Source organism: Streptomyces sp. NPDC007907 (genome assembly GCF_042959365.1).
Lineage (GTDB): Bacteria > Actinomycetota > Actinomycetes > Streptomycetales > Streptomycetaceae > Streptomyces > Streptomyces indiaensis.
This window is the reverse complement of record NZ_JBIBKR010000006.1, coordinates 325,773-348,832: the sequence shown is the minus strand read 5'-3', so window position 1 is coordinate 348,832 and position 23,060 is coordinate 325,773. Positions and strand designations below refer to the sequence as shown.

General features: G+C 73.0%; 21 protein-coding genes. 12 read left to right on the top strand and 9 right to left on the bottom strand.

Annotated features, from left to right (window positions below; all coding sequences use genetic code 11):
* Window positions 1-22: 22 nt before the first annotated feature.
* Entirely contained in the window at window positions 23-1,525 is a 1,503-nt protein-coding gene (locus ACFZDI_RS26025; protein ID WP_391253626.1) for an AMP-binding protein, read from the bottom strand.
* Between the two features lie 101 nt (window positions 1,526-1,626).
* Between ACFZDI_RS26025 and ACFZDI_RS26020 the strand changes: the two genes are divergently transcribed.
* The 4 genes from ACFZDI_RS26020 (at window position 1,627) to ACFZDI_RS26005 (ending at window position 5,965) form a co-directional block, all read left to right on the top strand.
* Window positions 1,627-2,823: an amidohydrolase family protein gene (locus ACFZDI_RS26020; protein ID WP_234849045.1), complete on the top strand. Its 1,197-nt coding sequence runs from the start codon at window positions 1,627-1,629 to the stop codon at window positions 2,821-2,823.
* Window positions 2,823-3,956: an acyl-CoA dehydrogenase family protein gene (locus tag ACFZDI_RS26015; protein WP_391253624.1), complete on the top strand. Its 1,134-nt coding sequence runs from the start codon at window positions 2,823-2,825 to the stop codon at window positions 3,954-3,956. Before ACFZDI_RS26020 ends, ACFZDI_RS26015 begins: the two co-directional genes overlap by 1 nt.
* A 6-nt stretch (window positions 3,957-3,962) precedes the next feature.
* Window positions 3,963-5,042 carry an acyl-CoA dehydrogenase family protein gene (locus ACFZDI_RS26010; protein WP_391253622.1) on the top strand — a complete coding sequence of 360 codons (1,080 nt, stop codon included), beginning with the start codon at window positions 3,963-3,965 and terminating at the stop codon, window positions 5,040-5,042.
* 443 nt (window positions 5,043-5,485) lie between these two features.
* Window positions 5,486-5,965 carry an ATP-binding protein gene (locus ACFZDI_RS26005; RefSeq protein WP_234849073.1) on the top strand — a complete coding sequence of 160 codons (480 nt, stop codon included), beginning with the start codon at window positions 5,486-5,488 and terminating at the stop codon, window positions 5,963-5,965.
* A gap of 435 nt (window positions 5,966-6,400) precedes the next feature.
* On the opposite strand, the gene ACFZDI_RS26000 is transcribed toward ACFZDI_RS26005, so the two are convergent.
* Window positions 6,401-6,568 (bottom strand): hypothetical protein, encoded by a 168-nt coding sequence (locus ACFZDI_RS26000; RefSeq protein ID WP_391253620.1) that lies wholly within the window; start codon window positions 6,566-6,568, stop codon window positions 6,401-6,403.
* Window positions 6,569-7,372: 804 nt separating this feature from the next.
* Here ACFZDI_RS26000 and ACFZDI_RS25995 point away from each other — a divergent pair.
* Window positions 7,373-8,455, top strand: coding sequence for a right-handed parallel beta-helix repeat-containing protein (locus ACFZDI_RS25995; protein ID WP_391253618.1), 1,083 nt, complete (start codon window positions 7,373-7,375; stop codon window positions 8,453-8,455).
* 56 nt (window positions 8,456-8,511) lie between these two features.
* Here ACFZDI_RS25995 and ACFZDI_RS25990 read toward each other — a convergent pair whose 3' ends face one another.
* Complete coding sequence (locus ACFZDI_RS25990; protein WP_391253616.1) at window positions 8,512-9,438, bottom strand: cyclase family protein; 927 nt, start codon at window positions 9,436-9,438, stop codon at window positions 8,512-8,514.
* Window positions 9,439-9,542: 104 nt separating this feature from the next.
* Between ACFZDI_RS25990 and ACFZDI_RS25985 the strand changes: the two genes are divergently transcribed.
* The 3 genes from ACFZDI_RS25985 (at window position 9,543) to ACFZDI_RS25975 (ending at window position 12,859) form a co-directional block, all read left to right on the top strand.
* Entirely contained in the window at window positions 9,543-10,457 is a 915-nt protein-coding gene (locus tag ACFZDI_RS25985) for an SDR family oxidoreductase (protein ID WP_234849050.1), read from the top strand.
* Between the two features lie 204 nt (window positions 10,458-10,661).
* A complete protein-coding gene (locus ACFZDI_RS25980; protein ID WP_391253614.1) occupies window positions 10,662-11,810 on the top strand; it encodes an acyl-CoA dehydrogenase family protein in 1,149 nt (382 codons plus the stop codon).
* Window positions 11,810-12,859 carry an alcohol dehydrogenase catalytic domain-containing protein gene (locus ACFZDI_RS25975; protein WP_391253612.1) on the top strand — a complete coding sequence of 350 codons (1,050 nt, stop codon included), beginning with the start codon at window positions 11,810-11,812 and terminating at the stop codon, window positions 12,857-12,859. The genes ACFZDI_RS25980 and ACFZDI_RS25975 overlap by 1 nt, the downstream gene beginning before the upstream one ends.
* A gap of 58 nt (window positions 12,860-12,917) precedes the next feature.
* Here ACFZDI_RS25975 and ACFZDI_RS25970 read toward each other — a convergent pair whose 3' ends face one another.
* Window positions 12,918-13,931 carry a helix-turn-helix domain-containing protein gene (locus ACFZDI_RS25970; RefSeq protein WP_391253610.1) on the bottom strand — a complete coding sequence of 338 codons (1,014 nt, stop codon included), beginning with the start codon at window positions 13,929-13,931 and terminating at the stop codon, window positions 12,918-12,920.
* Between the two features lie 71 nt (window positions 13,932-14,002).
* On the opposite strand from ACFZDI_RS25970, the gene ACFZDI_RS25965 reads away from it, so the two are divergent.
* Window positions 14,003-15,301 carry an MFS transporter gene (locus ACFZDI_RS25965; RefSeq protein WP_234849054.1) on the top strand — a complete coding sequence of 433 codons (1,299 nt, stop codon included), beginning with the start codon at window positions 14,003-14,005 and terminating at the stop codon, window positions 15,299-15,301.
* Here ACFZDI_RS25965 and ACFZDI_RS25960 read toward each other — a convergent pair.
* From ACFZDI_RS25960 to ACFZDI_RS25940, 5 genes are all read right to left on the bottom strand, one after another.
* Window positions 15,285-15,590 carry a hypothetical protein gene (locus ACFZDI_RS25960; RefSeq protein WP_391253608.1) on the bottom strand — a complete coding sequence of 102 codons (306 nt, stop codon included), beginning with the start codon at window positions 15,588-15,590 and terminating at the stop codon, window positions 15,285-15,287. The two genes, ACFZDI_RS25965 and ACFZDI_RS25960, sit on opposite strands and share 17 nt — an antisense overlap.
* A 108-nt stretch (window positions 15,591-15,698) precedes the next feature.
* A complete protein-coding gene (locus tag ACFZDI_RS25955) occupies window positions 15,699-16,319 on the bottom strand; it encodes a flavin reductase (protein ID WP_391253607.1) in 621 nt (206 codons plus the stop codon).
* Window positions 16,320-16,360: 41 nt separating this feature from the next.
* Window positions 16,361-17,152: an enoyl-CoA hydratase-related protein gene (locus ACFZDI_RS25950; protein WP_391253605.1), complete on the bottom strand. Its 792-nt coding sequence runs from the start codon at window positions 17,150-17,152 to the stop codon at window positions 16,361-16,363.
* On the bottom strand, window positions 17,152-19,377 hold the full coding sequence (locus ACFZDI_RS25945) for an acetate--CoA ligase family protein (RefSeq protein WP_391253603.1): 2,226 nt from the start codon (window positions 19,375-19,377) through the stop codon (window positions 17,152-17,154). The genes ACFZDI_RS25950 and ACFZDI_RS25945 overlap by 1 nt, the downstream gene beginning before the upstream one ends.
* A 543-nt stretch (window positions 19,378-19,920) precedes the next feature.
* Window positions 19,921-21,126 (bottom strand): NAD(P)-binding domain-containing protein, encoded by a 1,206-nt coding sequence (locus tag ACFZDI_RS25940; RefSeq protein ID WP_391253601.1) that lies wholly within the window; start codon window positions 21,124-21,126, stop codon window positions 19,921-19,923.
* A 235-nt stretch (window positions 21,127-21,361) separates the two neighbouring features.
* On the opposite strand from ACFZDI_RS25940, the gene ACFZDI_RS25935 reads away from it, so the two are divergent.
* The 3 genes from ACFZDI_RS25935 (at window position 21,362) to ACFZDI_RS25925 (ending at window position 23,049) form a co-directional block, all read left to right on the top strand.
* Complete coding sequence (locus ACFZDI_RS25935) at window positions 21,362-21,814, top strand: DoxX family protein (protein WP_391253599.1); 453 nt, start codon at window positions 21,362-21,364, stop codon at window positions 21,812-21,814.
* Window positions 21,811-22,227, top strand: a complete 417-nt coding sequence (locus tag ACFZDI_RS25930) for an OB-fold domain-containing protein (protein WP_391253597.1) — start codon at window positions 21,811-21,813, stop codon at window positions 22,225-22,227. Before ACFZDI_RS25935 ends, ACFZDI_RS25930 begins: the two co-directional genes overlap by 4 nt.
* 195 nt (window positions 22,228-22,422) lie before the next feature.
* On the top strand, window positions 22,423-23,049 hold the full coding sequence (locus tag ACFZDI_RS25925; RefSeq protein WP_391253595.1) for a GNAT family N-acetyltransferase: 627 nt from the start codon (window positions 22,423-22,425) through the stop codon (window positions 23,047-23,049).
* The last annotated feature ends 11 nt before the right edge of the window (window positions 23,050-23,060 follow it).

Sequence of the window (23,060 nt, the reverse complement as noted above, 5' to 3'; positions counted from 1 at the left end):
GCGGGGGCGTGTCCGCAGCGGGTCACGTGCCCGCGTAGCGCTCGCGCAGCTTGTACTTCAGCACCTTCCGCAGGGTCTCGCCCCGCGGAAGGGCGTCCACCACCTCCAGCCGCTCCGGCAGCTTGTGCACCGACAGTCCCTCGGCGCGCAGGAAGGCGGTGACGTCGGCGAGCGTCAAGGTCGCTGCCCCCGGCGGCTGTTCCACCACCGCGCACACCAGCTCGCCGCGCGCCGCGTCGGGCAGGCCGATCACCGCCACGTCCCCGACCGCCGGATGCCGGTGCAGCAGGTCCTCGACCTCCTGGGCCGAGATGTTCTCGCCCTTGCGGATGATCACGTCCTTCAGCCGGCCGGTGAGCACCAGGTGTCCGGTGTCCGTGAGCCGGCCGAGGTCACCGGTGCGCAGGAACCCCTCGGCGTCGAAGGCCTCCGCCGTCTGCCGCGGATCCAGGTAGCCACGGCACACGGCCTCCCCGCGCAGCCGCACCTCCCCGTCCACGATCCGGATCTCCATCCCCTCCGGCGGCCGTCCCTCGGTGGTCGCCAGCAGCTCGGGGTCGTCGTCGGGCGCGCCCATGGTGATCATCGGCACCTCGGTCATGCCGTAGCCGTGGGTGAGCCGCACGCCCATCTCCCGCACCACCGCGTGGTACAGCTCCGGCGGCTTGGGCGCCCCGCCGCCCGCCAGCAGCCGCAGTGAGGGCACCACCGGCTCGCCCGGCCGCTTCCGCTGCTCCGTCAGGAACATCGAGTAGAACGCCGTCGAGCCACCCGCCATCGTCACCCCGTGCGCGCGGTACGCCGCCAGCGCGTCCGGCAGCGCGAACTGCTCGAACAACACCGCCGGGAAGCCGTACAGCAGCAGCATCACCGTGTAGTCGGGGCCGCCGATGTGGGCGTACGGGAAGGCGATCGAGCCCACGTCGTCCGCCGAGGGGCGCAGTGCGTGCGCGAGGCAGGAGCCGCCCGCGAGCAGCGAACGGTCCGTGTGCAGCACGCCCTTGGGGTCGGAGGCCGTGCCGGACGTCCAGTAGATCCAGCGGACGGCGGTGCCGTCGGCCGGCGGGGGAGGCAGGAGGGACGGATCGCCGTCGGGCAGGTCGTCGTAGGCCTCGAAGACGCCCTTCGCGCCCAGCCGCCGGGCCATCTCCGCGTGGTCGAAGCCGCGCCAGGTGCCGGGCACCGCGAAGAACTCGGCCCTCGACTCGCGCAGCGCGAAGCCGACCTCGCGGTCCCGGTAGAAGGGGATCACCGGGGTCTGCACGGCGCCGAGCCGGGCCAGGGCGAAGGACAGCACGGCCGTCTCGACACGGGTGGGCAGCTGCCAGGCGACCACCGTGCCGGGGCGTACGCCCATGCCGTACAGCCCGGCCGCGACCCGCTCGGCCCGGGCGTGCAGAGCGCCGAAGGTCAGCGTCCGGTCGTCCTGGAGGAAGAGCGGGCGGTCGGGCGTGAGGGCCGCGCGGCGGGTGACCAGCTCCCACAGCGTGCGGGACGCGCTCAGGGCGTGCGGGGTGTCGTTCACGGCTGCCCCCTGCTGCTCGGCAAGCTCCTTGGCTGACGGGTCGTCAGGTGCGATGCTATCTGACGAGTCATCAGATAAGTACCGTCCGGCGGAGGGGACCCATGGCGACCGAACTGCCCCGCATCATCAGCGTCGACGACCACGTGATCGAACCCGCCCACCTCTTCGACACCTGGCTGCCGGCCAAGTACCGCGAGCGTGGCCCCAAGGCGGTGACCGCCGGCATCGGTGACCTCGCCTACATCGGCGGCACCTACCGCATCACCATGGACCCGGACGGGCCGCCCACCGACTGGTGGGTCTACGAGGACCTGAAGTTCCCGTACAAGCGCAACATCGCCGCCGTCGGCTTCGACCGCGACGCGATGACCCTGGAGGGCATCACCCGCGAGGAGATGCGGCCCGGCTGCTGGGACCCGAAGGAACGCCTGAAGGACATGGACCTCAACCATGTCGAGGCGAGCCTGTGCTTCCCGAGCTTCCCGCGCTTCTGCGGCCAGACCTTCGCCGAGGCGCACGACAAGGAGGTCGCCCTCGCCTGCGTGCGCGCCTACAACGACTGGATGGTCGAGGAGTGGTGCGGCGACAGCGGCGGGCGGCTCGTCCCGCTGTGCCTGATCCCGCTGTGGGACGTCGGCCTGGCGGTCGAGGAGATCCACCGCAACGCCGCCCGCGGGGTGCGCGCGGTGACCTTCTCCGAGATCCCCACCCACCTAGGGTTGCCGTCCATCCACTCCGGCTACTGGGACCCGTTCTTCGCGGCCTGCCAGGAGACCGGGACGGTCGTCAACATGCACATCGGCAGCAGCTCCCAGATGCCCGCCGCCTCCCCGGACGCCCCGCCCGCCGTCCAGGCCTCACTCAGCTTCAACAACGCGATGGCCTCGATGATGGACTTCCTCTTCAGCGGCGTCCTGGTGCGCTTCCCCCGCCTCAAACTGGCCTACTCCGAAGGCCAGATGGGCTGGATCCCCTACGCCCTGGAGCGCGCCGACGACGTCTGGGAGGAGCACCGCGCCTGGGGCGGGGTGCGGGACACCGTCCCCGAGCCGCCGTCCACGTACTACTACAGGCAGATCTTCTGCTGCTTCTTCCGCGACCGGCACGGGGTGGCGTCCCTGGACGTGGTGGGCCGTGACAACGCCACCTTCGAGACCGACTACCCGCACGTCGACTCGACCTTCCCGCACACCAAGGAGGTCGCCCTGGAGCACGTCGAGGGCCTCGACGACGAGACGGTGTACAAGCTGATGCGGGGCAACGCCATCCGGATGCTCGACCTGGACCTCGACCGCTGATGGACCTGTCGGACACGCCCGAGGAGGCCGCCTTCCGGGCCCGGCTGCGGGAGTGGCTCGCGGCGGTGCTGCCCGGCCTCCCGCCCAAGCCGTCCCCCGACGACTGGCCGGGGCGGCGCGCCTACGACCTCGGCTGGCAGCGCCGGCTCCACGACGCCGGGTACGCCGACGTCCACTGGGACGCCTCCCCGACGACCCGTCTGATCTTCCTGGAGGAGACCGAGAAGGCGGGCGCGCCCTACGTCGGTGCCAACTTCGTGGGCCTGCTGCACGCGGGTCCGACCATCGCCGCCGAGGGCACCGCGGAGCAGCGGGAGCGCTGGCTGCCGCCGATCCTGCGCGGGGAGGAGGTCTGGTGCCAGGGCTTCAGCGAACCGGGCGCCGGTTCCGACCTCGCGGCCCTGCGCACCCGCGCGCGGCGCGACGGCGACGCCTACGTGGTGACCGGCTCCAAGATCTGGACCTCCCACGCGGAAGTCGCCGACTGGTGCGAGCTGTTGGTCCGCACCGACCCCGAGGCGCCGAAGCACCGGGGCATCACCTGGCTGGCGATGCCCATGGACGCACCCGGCATCACCGTCCGGCCGCTGCGGACCCTTGCGGGGTCGGCCGAGTTCGCCGAGGTGTTCCTGGACGAGGTGCGGGTGCCGGTGGCGAACCGGGTCGGGGACGAGGACGACGGCTGGCGCGTGACCATGGTGACGCTGTCCTTCGAACGCGGCACGGCGTTCGCGGGCGAGGTCGTGGCCTGCCGGCGCGTGCTGGGCGAACTGGCCGTCGAGGCCCGCAAGAACGGCCGGTGGGACGACCCGGCACTGCGGCGCCGGCTGGGCCGGCTGCACGCCGAGTTCCGGGCGCTGTGGCGGCTCACGCAGTGGAACGTCAGTGCGGCGGAGGCGACGGGCGGGGTGCCGGGCGCCTCCGGCTCCGTCTTCAAGCTCCGCTACTCGCACGCCCGCCAGGAGCTCTACGACACCGCCGCCGCGGTACTGGGGCCCGACTGCCTGGACCTCGAACGCCCGTGGACCCTCGACCGGCTGTCCGCCCTGTCCTACACCATCGCGGCCGGCACCTCGCAGATCCAGCACGACATCATCGCCGAGCGCATCCTCGGCCTGCCCAGGGGACGGTGAGCTGCGGTGCGCTTCCGGCTGACGGACGACCAGCGGGCGCTACGGGAGGGCGTACGCGAGGTGCTCGCGCGGCGGTTCGACGGGGAGGCGCTGCGGGCGGCGGTGGACCGTGCGGACGGGGCGGGCGCCGGCTCCGGAAGCGAGGGGAGGGGGGCTGTCCCCGGCGCCGGTGACGGGGCGGACGGTTCCGGTCCGGGCGGTGGCGCCCAGCACGCTGCCGGCGGCGGCAGCGTGCTGGGCGACGGCGCGGGCCGGTTCGGTTCGGGCGGTGGGTGGCCTGCCGAGGGGCCCGGTGGTGCGGGCGGTGTGCGGGCGGCGCGGGTCGACCGGGGGTTGTGGCGGGATCTCGGGGAGCTCGGGTTCTTCGCCCTGCGGCTGCCGGAGTCGGAGGGTGGGGTCGGACTCGGGCTGCCGGAGGCCGTGTTGGTGTTCGAGGAGGCGGGGCGGATGCTGCTGCCCGGCCCGCTCGTCGCCACCCATCTCGCGGCCGGTGCCGTACCGGGCGCGGCCACCGGGGAGACGGTCGTGGCGGCCGTGGACGGCGGGCTCGTGGAATGGCTGGCGGAGGCGGACGTAGTCCGCGGCGACGCCACCGGGGCCGTCGCCCTGCGCTCGATCGACCCGCTGACGCCCCTGCACCGCGTGCCCGCCCGCCGAGCCGCGGCCGACCCCGTCGCGATCCTGCTCACCGCGGCGGAACAACTCGGCACGGCCACCCGCGTCTGCGAACTCGCGGCGCAACACGCCCGGGCGCGCGAACAGTTCGGCCGGCCCGTCGGGGCCTTCCAGGCGGTGGCGCACCTGTGCGCGGGGATCCTGGTCCGGGTCGAGACGGCCCGCGCCGCGGTCCACGCCGCCGCCGTCACCGGCGACCCGGCCGACATCGCGGCGGCCCGGCTCCTCGCCGACGAGGCCGCCGTGCGCGGCGCCCGCGACTGCCTCCAGGTGCACGGCGGCATGGGCTTCACCTGGGAGTCCGAGGTCCATCTGCATCTGAAACGCGCATGGGTTCGAACCCAGCGTGCGGGCGGTGTCACGGAGAGTGAGGAGCTGCTCGCGGCGGCGCTGGCGTCCGAAACGGTCTGACGGGCCGTCTGGCTGCGGTATCGCCGTACGCCCTCCCGGAGATGTCACGGATCGTGGCATACCGGAATCACGGAGCGTTGATATCGGCTTGTGTCCTCAGTGTGACTCGTTACGGCCTGGAGTCGATTGCCGACTCCGGTACCTTGTGTCAGATGCGAGTGGCTCCGAGCGCAGTGCGACCCCATGGCGCCGCCTGTTCGACTGCCCGCGGCGAGCGTCGCACAGTATGCCGCAGGGGTACTCCTTCGCGCTGGAATATGCCCGAAGCGCTTGTTGGCGTGACTGTACGTCAACCATGCTGTCCCACAAGGGATTCACGTTCTGTGATCCTCGTCCCGGCCGTTGTTCTGGCCATGCAGAAAATGGCTACGATCGTGGCCCTCGTGAGGCGCGAGCCTAAGTGTCCGCCGGTTCGGATGGTGTGAGCGGTGCAGGTGCTTCAAGTGCAGCTGGAGATCCGGCCCGACCCCGCAGAAGTGGGGCGAGCCCGGCGGTGGGCCCGCTCCCGCCTGGCCGGGTCCGGCATACAGGCCGATGAGCCCGTCGCCGAGACGTTGATCCTGCTCGTCTCCGAACTCGTCACCAATGCCGTGGTGCACACCGGGTGCCCGGCGGTGCTGCGGCTCTCCCTGCCGGGTGCGGCGTCCGGGGAGGCCATCGTCCGCCTCGAGGTCGCCGACCGCAGTGTCCGCGCCCCCGTGCCCCGATGCGCGGACGACGACGCGACCGGCGGCCGCGGTCTCGCCCTCGTCGACGGTCTCGCCGACCGTTGGGGCTGGAGCGCCGAGGGTACCGGCAAGCGCATCTGGTGCGAGCTGGACTGCGGTGCCGAACCGCGCGGCACCGCCGTGTGCGGGAGCCGTGTCGTGTCGTACGGCGGGGCCGCGGCGCCTCGCGAGGGGATCACCTACGAGGCGGTGTAGGGCCCGGTCGTCCGGCTGGTGACCGAGGTGTACGGGGGCACGGCGACTGAACGCTCCAGTCCTGCCGCGATGCGGTGCGCCTGGGTGTGCTTCCGTGCGCGCCTGGATCAAAAAGGGCATAAGTGGCAAACCCTCGAACGGGCGTTGACGCGTCGTAATGATTTGATCACGCTTGTGGGAACGATTCGCCGTGAGGGGACGGCGAGGGCTTCAGCGACGGGAGTCCTCGGCGAGTGTGGGTCGTGATCCGGTGTCCGTCGCCTCAGGGCCGGGGGGACCCGGGACGGGACGCTGGATCGGGGTGGCGGCGCGGGCTGCCGGGCTCGGGGTGTGCAGTGCCGCGCCGTCGGCCGTCCTTCCGCAGGGGGTGGTGAAGGGCGCCAGAACCGTCCCGGGCCGCAGGCATCCGGCCCGGGACGGTGCGGCCGCCGCCGGTCAGATGACCGGGGCCGCGATCCGGGAGTAGGTGACGGCGTTGCTCGTGCCGGCGGGAGTGGTGACGCGACGGGGCCGGTCCGGCCGGTCCCTGGTGAGAGTGACGGTGGTGCCGCCGGAGGCCGGCCCCTGTACGGGGGTGACGGAAGAAACCACAGGAGCGGCCAAAGCTGCACTCCCTCGCATGGGACACGGCCTGCAAACGAAGGGGACCCGTCCGGGCGGAGGGGGGCCACCGCCCGGACGGGCGTCATCACCTCCGCTGCGCGGAGGCCGCCAGAGGGCCGCCGGTGGACCCCTGGTGGGGAGAAATGTGCATGCGCCTCCTACTGGTCGATGCAGACGTGCGAGGAACCGGCGCAAGGCGTCCGGCGACGTCGGAGGTGTCATCGCTGCCGGGCCCCTGAGCGGGCGAAGAGACAGGTCCGGTACGTCCCCTGGGCAAGGAGAAAACCGGCATGAGCTGCCTCTGGCGTTCCCCCGGCTCGGGGATGGGCAGCCCGCCGGTTCGTACTCTCAGTGACCCACAAGGCCAACCGAGTGACAAGGGGGTGTCATCGCACGTCACCCGGACGGAGTAATGGGTGACGGGGCGCGTGGCCGGCTCCGGCACGGCGTCGGCCGGTGTCGTGGACGACACCGGCCGACTGGATCCAAGTCCCCACCAGGGGTGCCCATCGCGGTCTGCCAACATTCACTCCCGGCTTCTCCGGAGAAGCCGCAGGTGGTGCGGCTGCCGCAACCCCCGGTGCGGATGGGCAGCCCACCGGTTGGATCTCCTTCAGTAATCCACCTCCGCCACGGGACCGGCAAGACGCTCTGTGCCATGTCACGCGAATGGCCCATCGGAATATGCGACCGGCCCCGGCGCGGAACTCACTCATCCGGCTTGCCCTGAGTGCGCCCGGTCAACGGCCACGGTCAAGTGGGACTGCCGAGAGGCAGTCCGGCGCACCGACCAAGGGAGATCCCGTGCTGACCGTGAGAAGAGGGCGCTGCCTGGTGCTGGCCGCGCTGCTGGGTACGGCGGTGGCGGGTACAGTGCCGCCCGCCGCCCACAGCCTCGGCCCACGCCGGGCGGCGGCGGTGCCGTGCGGGAACGTCACCGCGCTGATCCAGGAGATCAACCAGGCCAACAGCCGTGGTTCCGGCTCCATTTCGCTCACGCCGGGCTGTGACTACCGGCTCACCGCCCCGGCCCGGTCCCCGGGTCCCAACGGCCCCAACGGGCTGCCCGTGATCACCGGGAACCTGGTCATCAGCGGCGCGTCCGCCAGCATCACCCGCGTCGCCGGCGCACCGTTCCGCATCGCCGAGGTCGCCGCCGGCGGCTCACTCACGCTCAACGGGATCACACTGGCGAACGGCAGCGCCACGGCGCCCCCGGAGGGGTCCGGGGGCGTCGTCCTCACGCAAGGGATCCTGTCGCTGGCCAACTCCCGCGTCACCGGTGGCGAGGCCGCGCGACTCGGCGGCGGGGTCGCCGTCGCCTCCGGCGGGACCGCCCGCCTGTCCAACAGCTTCGTGTCGGGCAACACCGCCTCGGACGGCGGTGGCATCCATGTCGGCACCACCGGCCGGCTGATCATGGGCGGCGGATCCGTCACGGAGAACACCGCCACCTACACCGGTGGGGGACTGGCCACCTACGGAAGCACGTCGCTCAGCAGCGTGACGGTGAGCCGCAACGACGCCGAGACCTTCGAAGGCGGAGGCCTCTTCGCCGGTGCCGGTGACCTGACCGTCAACTCGTCGACGATCGCGACGAACTCGGCCGCCTCGAACGGTGGCGGCATCGCCAACCTCGGCGCCTCGGTGCGGCTGGTCGCCACCCGTGTGACACAGAACGAGGCCGAGCTCGGCGGCGGCGGGCTGTACCACCTCGCCGGCACCTCCACACTGGTCCTCGCCACCGTCACCGGGAACACCGCGGGCGAGCAGGGCGGCGGTGTCCTCCGGGACGGCGGTGCGGTCGTGCCGGCGGGTTCCGTCATCACCGGCAACACACCCGACCAGTGCGCCCCGCCCGGGGCGGTCCTCGGCTGCTCCTCGTGAACGCTCCCCCTGGGGGCAGCCGAGCTCTTCGAGGTGCTGGATTGTTCTGCCCCCGGTTAGAGGACGGCCACGGGCGCCACCGGGGCACCTGTGGCACCCGTGAACGGCTCGGGTGTCGCAGTCAGCAGAAACGTGTAGCGGCCCGTTTCTCCACAGGCTGTGGACAATGCTTCGAGATTCCAGTTCTGCCCTTGCGGCATTCCCATCTCCACGAGATGCAGGGCGTGCACCGGCAGCCACAGTCCGTCCACCTCGGGCGGGAACACCTCGAAGGTCAAGGTGTCGTTGGCGACGGCCGCGACATCGCGCGCGTGGAACCACTCCGGCGTACGGATCGACAGCCCCGGCGACGGATACGCGTAGCCGTGCCGGTCCCCGGCCAGGAGGCTCCGGATCTGCCCGGTCCGCACGAGCACGACGTCACCGGCCCGCACCCGGGTGCCGGCCAGCTCTTCGGCGGCGTCCAGGTCCTCGGGTGTGACGGCGTACCCGCCGTCGAGCCGCTCGGATCCCCGGGCCCGGGCGACGTCCAGCAGCACTCCGCGTGAGACCACGTGCCGGACCGTACCGATGCCGCTGAAGCCGGCGCCGCCGTGCGGGGTGACGGTGTGGGCCGGGCGGCCGTTGTAGATCCGGCCCGAGTGCGAGACGTGCGGCAGCGCGTCCCAGTGTGTGGCGGCCTGGAGCCCCATGGTGACGACGTCGTCGCTGCACGCGACCGTGCCCGGGCCGAAGATCTCCTGGTTGATCTGCACCATGGCGTGCAGGGGGTTGACGCGGCCGGGGATCACGCCGGTCTGCACGCCGTCCTGCTGGAGGGGCAGCGCCAGCGGGACGCGGAGGCCGGTGCGGACGGTCGCCGCCGCCTCCCGGATCACCTGGTCGGTGATCAGGTTCAGCGTGCCGATCTCGTCGTCGGCCCCCCAACGCCCCCAGTTGTTCACGCGCTCGGCGATGTCGTGGAACGCGTCCGGCAGCGACATGAGTCCTCCCCGGGGCTTGTCTTCCCGTATCTGACGGGTCGTAGAATTTGGGAACCGACAATCTAACGGTCCGTCAGAAACCGTGGGACGGGAAGGGGCCGGGCGTGGGGAACTTCTTGGCAGGCAAGGTCGTCGCCGTCACGGGTGCCGGGCGCGGCATCGGCCGGGCGGTCGCGCTCGCCGCGGCGGCCGAGGGGGCGAAGGTCGTCGTCAACGACTACGGGGTCGCGGTCGACGGTGCCTCACCGACGAGCGAGGTCGCCGAGGCCGTCGTCAAGGAGATCGAGGCGGCGGGCGGGGAGGCGGTGGCCGTCGCCGACGACATCTCCACCATGGCGGGCGGGCAGCGGGTCGTCGACGTGGCGCTGGCGTCGTACGGGCGGCTGGACGGGGTCGTCTGCGTGGCCGGGATCCTGCGTGAGCGGATGCTGTTCAACATGACCGAGGAAGAGTGGGACCCGGTCGTCGCGACGCACCTGAAGGGCACGTTCACGGTGTTCCGGGCGGCTTCCGCGGTCATGCGGAAGCAGCGGGCCGGGACGCTGATCGGCTTCACCAGCGGCAACCACCAGGGGTCCGTCTCGCAGGCCAACTACAGCGCCGCTAAGGGCGGGATCATCTCGCTGGTGCGGAGCGCTGCGCTGGGCCTGCACAAGTACGGGGTGACCGCGAACGCGGTGGCGCCGGTGGCGCGGACGCGGATGTCGGCGGGGGTGCCGATGGAGCTGGCGGAGATCGGGGAGCCGGAGGACGTCGCCGCGCTGGTGGTGTACCTGCTGTCCGACGCTGCCTCCCGGGAGGGGATCACCGGGCAGGTGTACACGGTCGCCGGGGCGAAGATCGCGGTGTGGGCGCAGCCGAGGGAGCTGCGGGCGGCGTATGCCTCCGGCGGGTGGACCGTGGAGGGGATCGCGGAGTTTCTGCCCGGGTCGGTGGGGGTGGATCCGATGCCGATGCTGGAGCGGGTGGTGGCCATGGAGAAGGCGGCGGCTCGGGGAGAGCGGCCGAACGCCCAGTAGCTCGGGGGCGGCGGTGGTGCGGCGGGCGCGGGTGCGTCGTGGCTTGTCGCGCAGTTCCCCGCGCCCCTTCGGGGCGTTGGTCCGCGGGCAGTCGTGCCGTCTGGGGCGGCACGGGTGGGCGCGGGCGGCACCCCGCGGCGCCGGGTTGCGCACTCGGCCCGCCTCAGCTCGCCCACCCAGTCACTTCGACCCAAGGCGGCGATCGTGGACTTCGGATTCACTCGAGAGGACCAGGACTTCCGTGAGGAAGCCCGGGCCTGGCTGGCCGGGAACGTCAAAGGCGGGATCGACCGCCGCACTTGGGAACGCACCCTCGGTGCTGAGGGGTGGATCGGGCTCGGGTGGGGGGAGGTCGGCTACGGGAATCGGTGCGCCACTCTCACCCAGCAGGTGGTGTGGGCCGAGGAGTACGCGCGGTCGGGGGCGCCGGCGCGTTCCGGGCACATCGGGGAGAACCTGCTCGCGCCCACGCTCCTCGCCCACGGCAGCGACGAGCAGAAGTCCCGGTTCCTCCCGCCGATCGCCGCCGGCGAGGAGCTCTGGTGCCAGGGCTACAGCGAACCCGGCGCCGGATCCGATCTGGCCGGGATCCGTACCGCGGCCGTGCGCGAGCCGGACGGCCGTACCTACCGCGTCACCGGCCAGAAGGTCTGGACGTCGCTCGCGCACGTGGCGGACTGGTGTTTCGTGCTGGCCAGGACCGAGCCCGGCTCGGCGCGGCACCACGGGCTGAGCTTCCTGCTCGTGCCCATGGACCAGCCCGGCCGGATCGAGGTCCGCCCCATCCGCCAGATGACCGGCACCAGCGACTTCAACGAGGTCTTCTTCGACGGCGCCCGAGCGGAGCACGTCGTCGGCGGGGCGGGCCACGGCTGGCGTGTCGCGATGAGCCTGCTCGGCTTCGAACGCGGCGTGTCCACGCTGGCCCAGCAGATCGGCTTCGCCGAGGAACTGGGCGCGGTGGTGCGGGCGGCCGTCGAGTCGGGCGCGGCGCGGGATCCCGTCGTACGGGAACGGCTCGTGCGGCAGTGGGCCGAGCTGCGCACGATGCGCTGGAACGCCCTGCGCACCCTGGGGAGTTCCGGTGACGCGGGCGCTCCGAGCGTGGCCAAGCTGCTGTGGGCCGGCTGGCACCAGCGGCTCGGGGAGCTGGCGGTGCTGGTGCGGGGCGCGCGGGCGGCCGTGGGCCCCGTCGACTGGTCGGCGTCGACGCCGTACGAACTGGACGCCTCCCAGCACCTGTTCCTCTTCTCCCGGGCCGACACGATCTACGGCGGCTCGGACCAGATCCAGCGCACGATCATCGCCGAGCGCGTGCTCGGCCTGCCCAGGGAGCCCAAGGGGGCCGTGTGATGCGAGGCGTGATCTTCGACGGGAAGCAGGTCCGGGTCGTGGCGGACCTGGAGGTGCGCGAGCCGGGGCCGGGCGAGGTGCGGGTGGCGATCTCGGCGGCCGGGCTGTGCCACAGCGATCTGTCGGTGGTGGACGGGACCATCCCCTTCCCCGTTCCCGTGGTGCTGGGCCATGAGGGGGCGGGAGTGGTGGAGACGGTGGGTGTGGGCGTCGCCCATGTCGCACCCGGTGACCATGTGGCGCTGTCCACGCTGGCGAACTGCGGTACGTGCGCGGAGTGCGACCGCGGGCGGCCCACCATGTGCCGGCGGGCCATCGGACGCCCGGGCCGGCCGTTCCGCCACGGCGGCTCGCCGGTGCACCAGTTCGCATCCAACTCGGCGTTCGCCGAGCGCACGGTGGTCAAGGCCGTGCAGGCGGTCCCGATCCCCGACGACGTCCCGCCGACGTCGGCGGCGCTGATCGGGTGCGGGGTGCTGACGGGCGTGGGTGCGGTACTGAACCGGGCGCGGGTCGACCGCGGCGACAGCGTCCTGGTCATCGGGACGGGCGGCATCGGTCTGAACGTGCTCCAGGGGGCCCGGCTGGCGGGTGCCGGGCGGATCGTCGCCGTCGACGCCAACCCGGCGAAGGAGGAAGCGGCGCGACGGTTCGGCGCGACCGAATTCCTCACCTCGGCCGAGGGTGTGCGCGACCTCCTGCCCACGGGCGTGGACCACGCCTTCGAGTGCGTCGGCCGCGTCGAGCTGATCCGGCAGGCGATCGACGCGCTGGACCGGCACGGCCAGGCCGTCCTCCTCGGGGTCCCGCCCGCCGCGGCCGAGGCGTCCTTCCGTGTCTCCTCCCTGTACCTCGACAAGTCCATCCTGGGCTGCCGCTACGGCTCCTCACGCCCGCAGCGGGACATCGCCCTGTACGCCGAGCTGTACCGCCAGGGGCGGCTCCTGCTCGACGAACTGGTCACCCGCACCTACCCGGTCGAGGACTTCGAGAAGGCGGCGGCGGACGCGGAAGCGGGGCGGGTGGCGCGGGCGGTGCTCACTTTCTGAGGACCGCCCCGTTCACGATCCGAGGGCCGCGGTGCTCATCGTTCAAGGGCCGCGGCGCTCATCGTTCAAGGGCCGCGGCACTCTCGTTCTCCGCCCGGAACGTGCGCCGGTAGGCCGTGGGCGTGACGCCCAGGGCCGACTGGAGGTGCTGGCGCATCGACTGGGCCGTGCCGAAGCCCGCGTCCCGGGCGACCCGGTCGACGGAGCGGTCGGTGGACTCCAGGAGGTGACGGGCCCGCTCCACGCGCTGCTGGGTGAGCCACTGGCCCGGGCTGACGCCGGTCTCCTCACGGAAGCGGCGGGTGAAGGTGCGGACGGACATGGACTCCTGGGCGGCCATGTCGCGCAGCTGGATGGGCTCGTGGAGACGGCCCAGGGCCCAGGCGCGGGCCGAGGTCGTGGTCGCCTGCTGCGGGTCGGGCACGGGCCGGTGGATGTACTGCGCCTGACCGCCGTCGCGGTGCGGCGGTACCACCGTGCGGCGGGCCACGTCGTTGGCGACCGCCGTGCCGTGGTCCCGGCGCACCATGTGCAGGCACAGGTCGATGCCGGCCGCGACACCGGCGGAGGTCAGGACGTCGCCGTCGTCGATGAACAGGACGTCGGGGTCGACCTCGATCCGCGGGAAGAGGCGCTGGAAACGGTCGGCGTCGGCCCAGTGGGTGGTGGCGGGGCGGCCGTCCAGGAGACCGGCGGCCGCGAGCACGTAGACGCCGGTGCAGATCGAGGCGAGCCGGGTGCCCGGGCGGATGTGAGCGAGGGCGGCGGCCAGTTCGCCGGTCAGCACGCCCTGCTCGAAGACGGGGCCGAGTTCGTACGAAGCCGGGACGATCACCGTGTCGGCGGTGGCCAGGGCCTCGGGGCCGTGCTCGACCTGGATGGCGAAGTCGGCGTCGGTCTGCACCGGTCCGGGCGGGCGGACCGAGCAGGTGACGACGTCGTACAGCAGGCGTCCCTCGGGGTCCCGGGGGCGGCCGAAGATGCGGTGCGGGATGCCCAGCTCGAAGGGGAGCAGGCCGTCCAGGGCGAGGACGACGACCCGGTGCGGGCGGAACTCCGGCTCACGGCTCATGGCCCGATCCTAACGAATGCTGTCCTTCGGGCCACTCGATGGAGCGCACCGCAGGCCGGAAGCTCTATGTCGTGACCCAGACAACCGAAGCAGCGGCTGTCCAGCAGCCGCCGAAGCCGACCCGCGGGCGCGTGCACCGCGCCTGGTTCGTCGCCGCCGTGACCTTCGTGACGATCATCGGTGCCGCCGCCTTCCGTTCCGTGCCGGGCCTGCTCATCGACCCGCTGCACGCCGAGTTCGACTGGTCGCGCGGCACGATCGGTGCCGCCGTCTCGGTGAATCTCGCGCTGTACGGTCTGACGGCCCCGTTCGCGGCGGCTCTGATGGACCGCTTCGGCATCCGCCGGGTCGTCGCGGTCGCCCTGACGGTGATCGCGGCCGGCTCCTGGCTCACCGTGTGGATGACCGCGGCCTGGCAGCTGATGCTGTGCTGGGGGCTGCTGGTGGGCCTCGGGTCCGGCTCCATGGCGCTGGCCTTCGCCGCGACCGTCACCAACCGCTGGTTCACCGAGCGGCGCGGCCTGGTCAGCGGCATCCTCACCGCCGCCTCGGCCTCCGGCCAGCTGATCTTCCTCCCTCTGCTGTCCTGGATCATCGACCGCTACGACTGGCGCCCGGCGGCCGTGACGGTCGCGCTCGCCGCGCTCGCGGTCGTGCCGTTCGTGTGGCTCCTGCTGCACGACCACCCGGCGGACGTGGGCCAGAAGCCGTACGGCGCGGCTGAGTTCGTGCCGAAGCCGCCGCCCGTCCCCGGCGCCGCCCGCCGGGCCGTGACCGTGCTGCTGTCCGCCGTGCGCACCGGCCCGTTCTGGCTGCTCGCCGGCACCTTCGCGATCTGCGGCGCCTCCACCAACGGGCTGATCCAGACGCACTTCATCCCCGCCGCCCACGACCAGCACATGCCCGTCCAGGCCGCCGCGTCCCTGCTCGCCGTCATCGGCGTCTTCGACGTCGTCGGCACGATCGCCTCCGGCTGGTTCACGGACCGCTTCGAGCCGCGCCGTCTGCTGGCGGTGTACTACGCGCTGCGGGGCGTGTCGCTGATGTTCCTCCCGCTCCTGCTGGGCCCCGCGGTTCACCCTCCGATGGTCTTCTTCATCGTCTTCTACGGCCTCGACTGGGTCGCCACGGTCCCGCCCACCCTGGCCCTGTGCCGCGAGCAGTACGGCGAGGACAGCGCGATCGTCTTCGGCTGGGTCCTGGCCTCCCACCAGGTCGGTGCCGCCCTCGTGGCCTTCCTCGGCGGCGTCGCCCGCGACACGTTCGGCACGTACGACGTCGTCTGGTACGCGTCGGGGGCGCTGTGCGCGGCGGCGGCGCTGATGGCCCTGGTGATCCGCCGCCGCCCGCTGCTCACGACGGCGGCCTGAACCCGCCGCCCCTCAGGCGGTGTCCAGCCGCGTGAGACCCGCCCGGGAGCACCACGGCCCGGGACATGCCCCGCGCCCACGCCTCCCACCCGGACCCCCGGCACAGCTCAGCGGCCCGTCGGTCCAGATGCCGCAGTACGGCGGACCGGGCCATGGTGTGATCCGGGTCCGTCAGCACGCGAATGACCAGGCCGGTTTCGTCCTTCTCGGACACCTGCCGCAACTGATCCAGATACCCGGCGAATCGCGCGTGCTCGGCGGGCTCCGTGTCGGTGTCCTCGGGGTTCATGGGGTCTGCCTCCCGACGTGTGCGGCGCTCCGCCTCACTGGTGGGCGGCGGGGAGCACGCCGGACGGTACACGGCCGGGTCGGCGGGCACCGGCCTTTTTCGGGCCGGTCACGGGTTGTCGGGCAGCCGGGTGAACCGCCCCTGGTGGAACAGGAGCGGTCCGGCCGGGGTGTCGCCCGTGGCCAAGGCGTTCACGCGGCCGATCACGACGAGGTGGTCGCCGCCGGTGTGGACGGCGTGGATCGTGCAGTCGATCCAGGCGACGGTGCCCGACAGCCGTGGGGCGCCCGACACCGGCGCCGCGTCGTACGCCACCCCCGCGAACTTGTCCGCGCCGCTCACCGCGAAGGCCCGGCACACCTCGTCCTGGTCTGCCGCCAGCACGTTCACGCAGAACACCCCGGCGCGGGCGATGCGCGGCCAGGTCGTCGACGTGCGGCCCACCATGAAGGCGACCAGCGGCGGGTCCAGGGAGAGGGAGGTGAAGGACTGGCAGGCGAAACCGGCGGGGGAGCCGCCGTCGGTGGCCGGGGGTGCCGTGATCACGGCCAAGCCCGTGGCGAAGTTCCCCAGGACCCTGCGGAACTCCCGGGCGTCCAGCGGAGCGCGTTCGTCGGCGCCGACGCACCTCAACTCGGGGCGGGGCAGCGGCTCGACGGGCTCCGGTGCGGCCGTGCGGACCGACCTGAGGTAGCGGACGGCGGCTTCCGCCATCCCTGCTTGTCCCATCACCCCGCCATTGAAGCTGACGTATCGTCAGATAGGAAGGGTCAGCGTCCCCGGAACTCCGCGCCCCGCCGCTCCACGAAGCTCCGCACGCCCTCCTGCGCGTCCGCCGTCGTCATGTTGATCTCCTGCGCCGCGGCCTCGGCGGCGAAGGCGGTGGCGCGGTCGGTGTCGAGGGAGGCGTTGACGAGCTGCTTGGTCAGGGCGAGGGCGCGGGTCGGTCCGGTGGCCAGGCGTTCGGCCCAGGCGCGTGCCGTCTTCTCCAGCTCCTCGTCCCGTACGACCCGGTTGACCAGCCCCAGGCGTTCGGCGTCCGGGGCGGTGAGCGCGTCGCCGAAGAACATCAGCTCCTTCGCGCGCTGCGGGCCGACGAGACGGGGGAGGAGATAGGCGCCGCCGCCGTCGGGGACCAGCCCGCGGCGTACGAACACCTCGATGAAGCGGGCGGATTCGGCCGCGAGGACCAGGTCGCAGGCGAACGCGAGGTGCGCGCCCAGGCCCGCCGCCGTGCCGTTCACGGCGGCGATCACCGGCTTCTCGCAGTCGAGCACCGCGGTGATCAGCCGCTGGGCCCCGGTGCGCAGGGTGCGGGCGACGTCGCCCGCGAGCCGTTCGCCGGGCGTGCCGGCACCCCGCAGGTCCGCCCCGGCGCAGAAGCCGCGGCCCGCCCCCGTGATCACCACGGCCCGCACCTCCGCCGTGGCGGACGCCTCCGACAGCAGCCCGATCACCTCCTCGCGCTGCCCGGGCGTCAGGGCGTTGAGGCTCCCGGGCCGGTTGAGGGTGACGGTGAGGACCTGGTCCGAGGTCGTGTGCAGCAGCGTGGGCCCCGTCATCAGCGGCACACCGCCAGCGCGTCCAGCGCCACGGCGCCCTGCCCCTGCGGCAGCACCATCAGCGGGTTGATGTCCAGTTCCGCCAGCTGGTCCCCGAGTTCCAGGGCCATGCGCTGCACGCGCAGGACGACCTCGACCAGCGCGTCCAGGTCCGCCGGGGGCCGCCCCCGCACCCCGTCGAGCAGGGCCCGGCCGCGCAGCCCGGCGAGCATGTCCCGTGCCTGCTCCTCCCCGAAGGGCGGCACCCCCACGGCGGTGTCCCGCAGCACTTCGACGAGCACACCGCCGAGCCCGACGGTCACGGTCGGGCCGAACAGGTCGTCGTGGGCGACGCCGACGACCATCTCCACGCCCTGCTCGACCATCTGGCAGACCAGCACGCCGTCCAGGGCGATGTCCTCGTAGCGGGCGATGTCGGTCAGCTCCCGGTAGGCGTCGCGGACCTGGCTGGCCGAGGTCAGCCCGATCTTCACCAGACCCAGCTCCGTCTTGTGGGCGATCCGGGCGCCGGAGGCCTTCATCACCACCGGGTAGCCGACCAGCCCGGCCGCGCGGACGGCCGCCGCCGCACTGGTCACGAGCTGCTCGCGCGGCACGCGGATGCCGTACGCCCGCAGCAGCTGCTTCGCCGCGTGCTCGCTCAGCTGCCCGCCCGGGTGCATCAGGGCCTGCGCCTTGCGGTAGGACGGCGAGAGGGTGCGCGGGGCCTCGTCGAAGGGGGAGCGGTAGGCGGCCGTGAAGCGGTGGTGGGCGAGATGGGCGCGGACCGCGCTGAGGCAGTTGCCGACCGTGCGGAAGGTGGCCACCCGGGAGGAGCCGAGCAGGACCTCGCGGTAGGCGGGCTCGGTGCCGACCGGCGACCCCCACACCACGCAGACGAGCTTGTCGGTCTGCTCGGCCGCGTCCACCAGGTCCCGGACGAGCCGGTCGCTGAGCGGCGGGAACGGCCCGGTGACCGGGCAGATCAGCACACCCACCTCCGGGTCGTCGAGGAGAGCGTCGATGATCTTCCGGCCGCGTTCGTCCCCGACCGGGTGCCCGCCGTTGTCGACCGGGTTGGCGACGGACAGGTAGTCGGGGATCCACTGGTGCAGCTCGGCCTGCTTGGCCTCGGACAGGACCGGCAGGCTCAGACCCGCCTCGGTCGCCAGGTCGGCGACGTGCGCGCCCGTGCCGCCGGAGATGGAGTAGACGACGACGCCGTCGGCGCGCGGGGGCCGGGCCCGGGCCAGGAGGGCGGCGGTGTCCTGGAGTTCGTCGAGCCCGTCGACGCGGATCACGCCGTACTGGCGCAGCGCCGCGTCCACCACCGCGTCGGCGCCGGTCAGTTTGCCGGTGTGGGAGGCGGCCGTGCGGGCGCCGGTCTCGGTACGGCCCACCTTGACTGCGACGACCGGCACCCCGCGCCGGGCGGCCCGGTCGGCGGCGAGCAGGAAGGCACGGCCGTCCTTCAGCCCTTCGAGGTAGCAGGCGATGGCGCCGACCTCGGGCTGCTCGGCGAAGTAGGCCAGGAAGTCGGCGCTGTCCAGGTCGGCCTCGTTGCCGGTGGGGGCCCAGTGGGACAGGCGGATGCCGAGTTCCTGGAGGGCGAAGACGGGACGGCCCTGGTGTCCGGACTGGGTGATCAGCGCGATCGCCGGCCCCTGAAGGTCGTCGCGGAACCGCTCGAAGGCGTTGAGGTTGGTGTTGGGCCCCAGCAGCCGCATCCCGGACTGCTCCACGGCGGCGGCCAGTCGCCGCTGGGCGGCCTCGCCCTCGGGCCCGGTCTCCGCGAACCCGGACGCGAAGACCACCGCGAACCGGGCTTTGGCGTCGGCCAGTTCCTCGATCACCGGCAGCGGGTCGCCGACCAGCACCACGGCCAGATCGACCTGCTCGGGCAGGGCGGCGACGGACGAGGAGCAGGGGATGCCGAAGACGGCCGGCCGGCCGGGATGCACCGGGTGCAGCCGCGCGCCGACCCGCTCCGCCCAGTCGACCAGCTGCCGCGTGATGCCGGTGTTCGGACGGCCCTCGGTGTCCGAGGCGCCGATCACGGCGACGGACCGGGGGCGGAAGAAGCGGTCGAGATCGGGTACGCCGGCGTGCAAAGGCCGCCCGCTGACGTCCAGGTCGCCCACCTGGGCCGGTCGGCCGTGCACGACTGGCCCGGACCGCTCGCCACAGGCGATGGCCCGGGTCCGGCGGGAGTCGGTGGTGAGGGTGCCGTGAGTCGATCCAAGCATCGTTTCCGCCCGCTCCTGTGAGACAGCAGCCAACTGACGCACAGTCAGGTTACTGAACTGATGCGACGTCAGGAACGGTGCGGGCAGGTGAAGTTGCTGCGACGCCGGACCTGATGGAGGCGGGCGCCCCACCCGGCAGCACGCCGGACCGGGCGCCGACCCGGGTGGGGAGGGCGTCGACCGGGGTGGGGCGGGGATCGGCCAGGCAGCCCGCGCCGATCCGGGCGCGGGGCGCGCCTATGGCCCGGCAGTGTGCCGGACGGGGCCGGGGCGCCTATGGGTCCGGCAGCGCGCCGGACCGGGCGCGGGGCGGGTATGGGTCCGGTGGTGCGCCGATCCGGGTGCGGGCGCCCATGGCCGGGCAGTGCGCCGGGCCGGGCGGGGGTGCCTGTTGGCCCGGCAGTGTGCCCGACCGGGCGCGGGGCGGGTATGGGGCCCGGCGGTGCGCCGATCCGGGTGCGGGCGCCTATGTCCCGGCAGTGTGTCGGACGGGACGGGGCGCCTGTGGCCCGGCAGTGTGCCGGGCCGTACGCGGGGCGAGTCTCACCCCGGCAGGCGGGACACGCCCTCCGCACCGTTCCGTGCGACGGCCTTCGCGATCTTCACCGCGTCCAGTGCCATCTCGCGGAGGTTGCCGCTGATCGGGTTGGTGAAGCCGGTGAAGTACAGGCCCGGGGCGGCCTTCGGGGTGCGGGCGCCGTGGGCGACGGGCCTGCCGCGGTCGTCGAGGACGCCGAGGTGGCCGACGAGGCCTTCCAGGGCGCGGACGTATCCGGTGGCGGCGATCACCACGTCCGGGGAGATCCGGCTGCCGTCGGCCAGCGCGACCTTGCCGCCGTCCTCGAAGCCCTCCACGGCGGCCACGATCTCCACCCTGCCCTTGCGCACGGCGTCGATCAGGCCGACGTCCTGCACCGGGATCGCCCCCTCCTTCACCCGCGTGTACAGGCCGGTGTCGGGACGCGGCAGCCCGTGGGCGGACAGGTCGGGCACGGCCACCCTGGCCTGCACGCGGGAGATCCGGTCGACCAGGCCGACCGGCAGCCGGCGCACGAGGACGCCGCTGTACTGGGCGGCCCAGCCGGCGGTCGAACGGCGCACGATGTGGGGGACGGTGCGCACGGCGAGCCGGACCCGCGAGGCGCCGGCCTCCACCAGGTCGACGGCGATCTCGGCGCCGGTGTTGCCCACCCCGACGACGAGGACGTCCCGGCCCGCGTAGTGCTTGCCGCTGCGGTACTCACCGGCGTGCAGCAACTCGCCGGTGAAGGCGGAGCGATCGGGCCAGTCCGGCAGGCGCGGGGTGTGGTTGTAGCCGGTGGCGACGACCACCGCCGCGCCGGTCAGTTCCCGGCCGCCGGTGGCGTGCAGCAGCCAGCCCGCCCCGTCGGGGGCGCGCTCGACGCGGGTCACCTCGACGCCGGTGACGATCTCCAGACGGTGGTGCTCGGCGTACTTCTCCAGGTAGCGCACCACGTCGTCCCGGGACACCCACCGTCCGAACCGGCGCGGTATCGGCAGTCCGGGCAGGGCGGAGAGGCGGCGGGTGGTGTGCAGGTGCAGCCGGTCGTAGTGGCGGCGCCAGGACGCCCCGACGCGGTCGGACTTCTCCAGGACGACGGCCCGGACGCCCCGGGCGCGCAGCGCGTACGCCACGGACAGTCCGCCGGGGCCGCCGCCGATGACGTAGACGGGACGGTCGGGTGGGGGCTGTGCGGAGGCGTGTGTGGGGGGTGTGGAGTCGGCCATGAGCGGGAGCGTAATCACGGGACCGCTTGATGGGTCTCGGTCAAGACCGGAATTGGTTACGGAATGATCACGGCTGTAGGGGGAGGGGGCGGGGCTCGTGGCCGGCGGGCCCGGTTGTGGTGGTGCGGTGATCGTTTCTGGCGGTACCGGGCCGGCCGGGGGGTCGTCCCGCTCGCCGGAACGGGTCGCAGCCGGGGTCTTGCGCATCCCTGTAACTGACGTACCGTCAGATCTCATGGACGCGATCTGGCTCACCGGGGCGGAATGGCTGGCCGTGCTGCGGATCGGGCTCGGGCTGTGGTGGCTGGAGAGCTGGCGGTACAAGGACCGCAAGGCCTGGTTCGAGCGGGGTGCCGGCATCGCCTGGGCGGCCGGAATAGCCGCCGAGCACCGCTGGGGCGTGGTCCGTTCGGGCTTCGAGGCGGCCGTGGCGCCCCGTCCGCGCGTGATGGCGTACGTCGTCGTCTACGCGGAACTGGCCCTCGGGCTGGGCCTGATCAGCGGCTTCCTCACCCCGGTCGCCCTGGTCGGCGGCCTCCTGCTCAACGCGCTCTACTTCACGCTGATGGTCCACGACGTCGCCGAGCAGGGGCAGAACTCGATGATGGCGCTGATGTCGGTGGTCGGGCTGTTCGGAATGTGCTGGCAGACGTGGTCGCTGGACAGCGCGCTGGGGCTGTTCCTGTGACCGGCCGCTTCGACCTGCCCGAGCCCGACGCCTTCACCCGGACGTACTGGGACGCGGCCGCCGAGGGCAGGCTGCTGATCCGCCGCTGCGGGGCGTGCGGCCGGGCCCACCACTACCCGCGCGAGTTCTGTCCCCGCTGCTGGAGCGAGGACGTGTCGTGGGAGGCGGCGAGCGGCCGCGCCACGCTCTACACCTGGTCCGTCGTCCACCGCAACGACCTGCCGCCCTTCCGGGACCGTGTCCCGTACGTCGCGGCCGTGGTCCGACTGGCGGAGGGCCCGCGGATGATGACGGAGATCGTGGGGGCGGATCCCCACCGGACCGATGGGGATCCCGGTCTGTCGGACGGGGCGGACCTGGAGGTGGTGTTCCGGGACGGGATCCCGCTGTTCCGGCCGGTGCCGAGGGGCTGAACGGCCGCTGCGGCGGGGCGGGCGGACGTGGCGCCGCGAGGGGTGATGCCGTGGCTCCGCAAGCCTGCGCCGGCCCTCCGCCGTGATCAGGCGCGAGGAGCCCGGCCTCCCTCCCGGCACCCGGGTGCTCGGGGGTGGCGGACTTCTTCCCGTGCCGGCATCCCGGATCGGGCCCCGAGGGATTGAATGGGCCCCATGGCCCCCATACGCGACCAGTCCCCGACCGGCCCCCACCCGGATCTGTACGGCCACGGCCTCCGCCTGCGCCCCTGGGACGCGGGGTCGGGTGCCGACGTCGACACGTGGCTGCGAGGGCTGCGCGATCCGGAGTTCCGGCGCTGGAACACCCCGCTGCGGCCGGTCACCGACCGGGCGAGTGCGCGGGAGTCCCTGCTCGCGCGGGCGCAGAGCGCCCTGGAGGGGACGTCGGTGTCGCTCCGGATCGCGGACGCGCGCAGCGACGCCCCGCTGGGCCACATCGGCGTCAACGAGATCAAGTACCACCTGAAGGTCGCCCGGGTCGGCTACTGGGTCCTGCCGGAGGCCCGCGGCCAGGGCGTCGCCACGCGCGCTCTCCTGCTCGCCGCGCGCTGGGCCCTCACGGAACTCGGCCTGCACCGGCTGGAGTTGGACCACGCGGTCGGCCACGACGCGTCGTGCCGGATCGCCGAGCGGTGCGGGTTCCGCCACGAGGGCACCCTGCGCGGCGCGATCTTCCAGGAGGACCGGTACGACGCCTTCCGGGACGCCCATCTGCACGCCCGCCTGGCAACGGACCCGGAGCCGCGGGATCCCCAGGAGGAGACGACGACGGTGATGTGACGCGCATCACT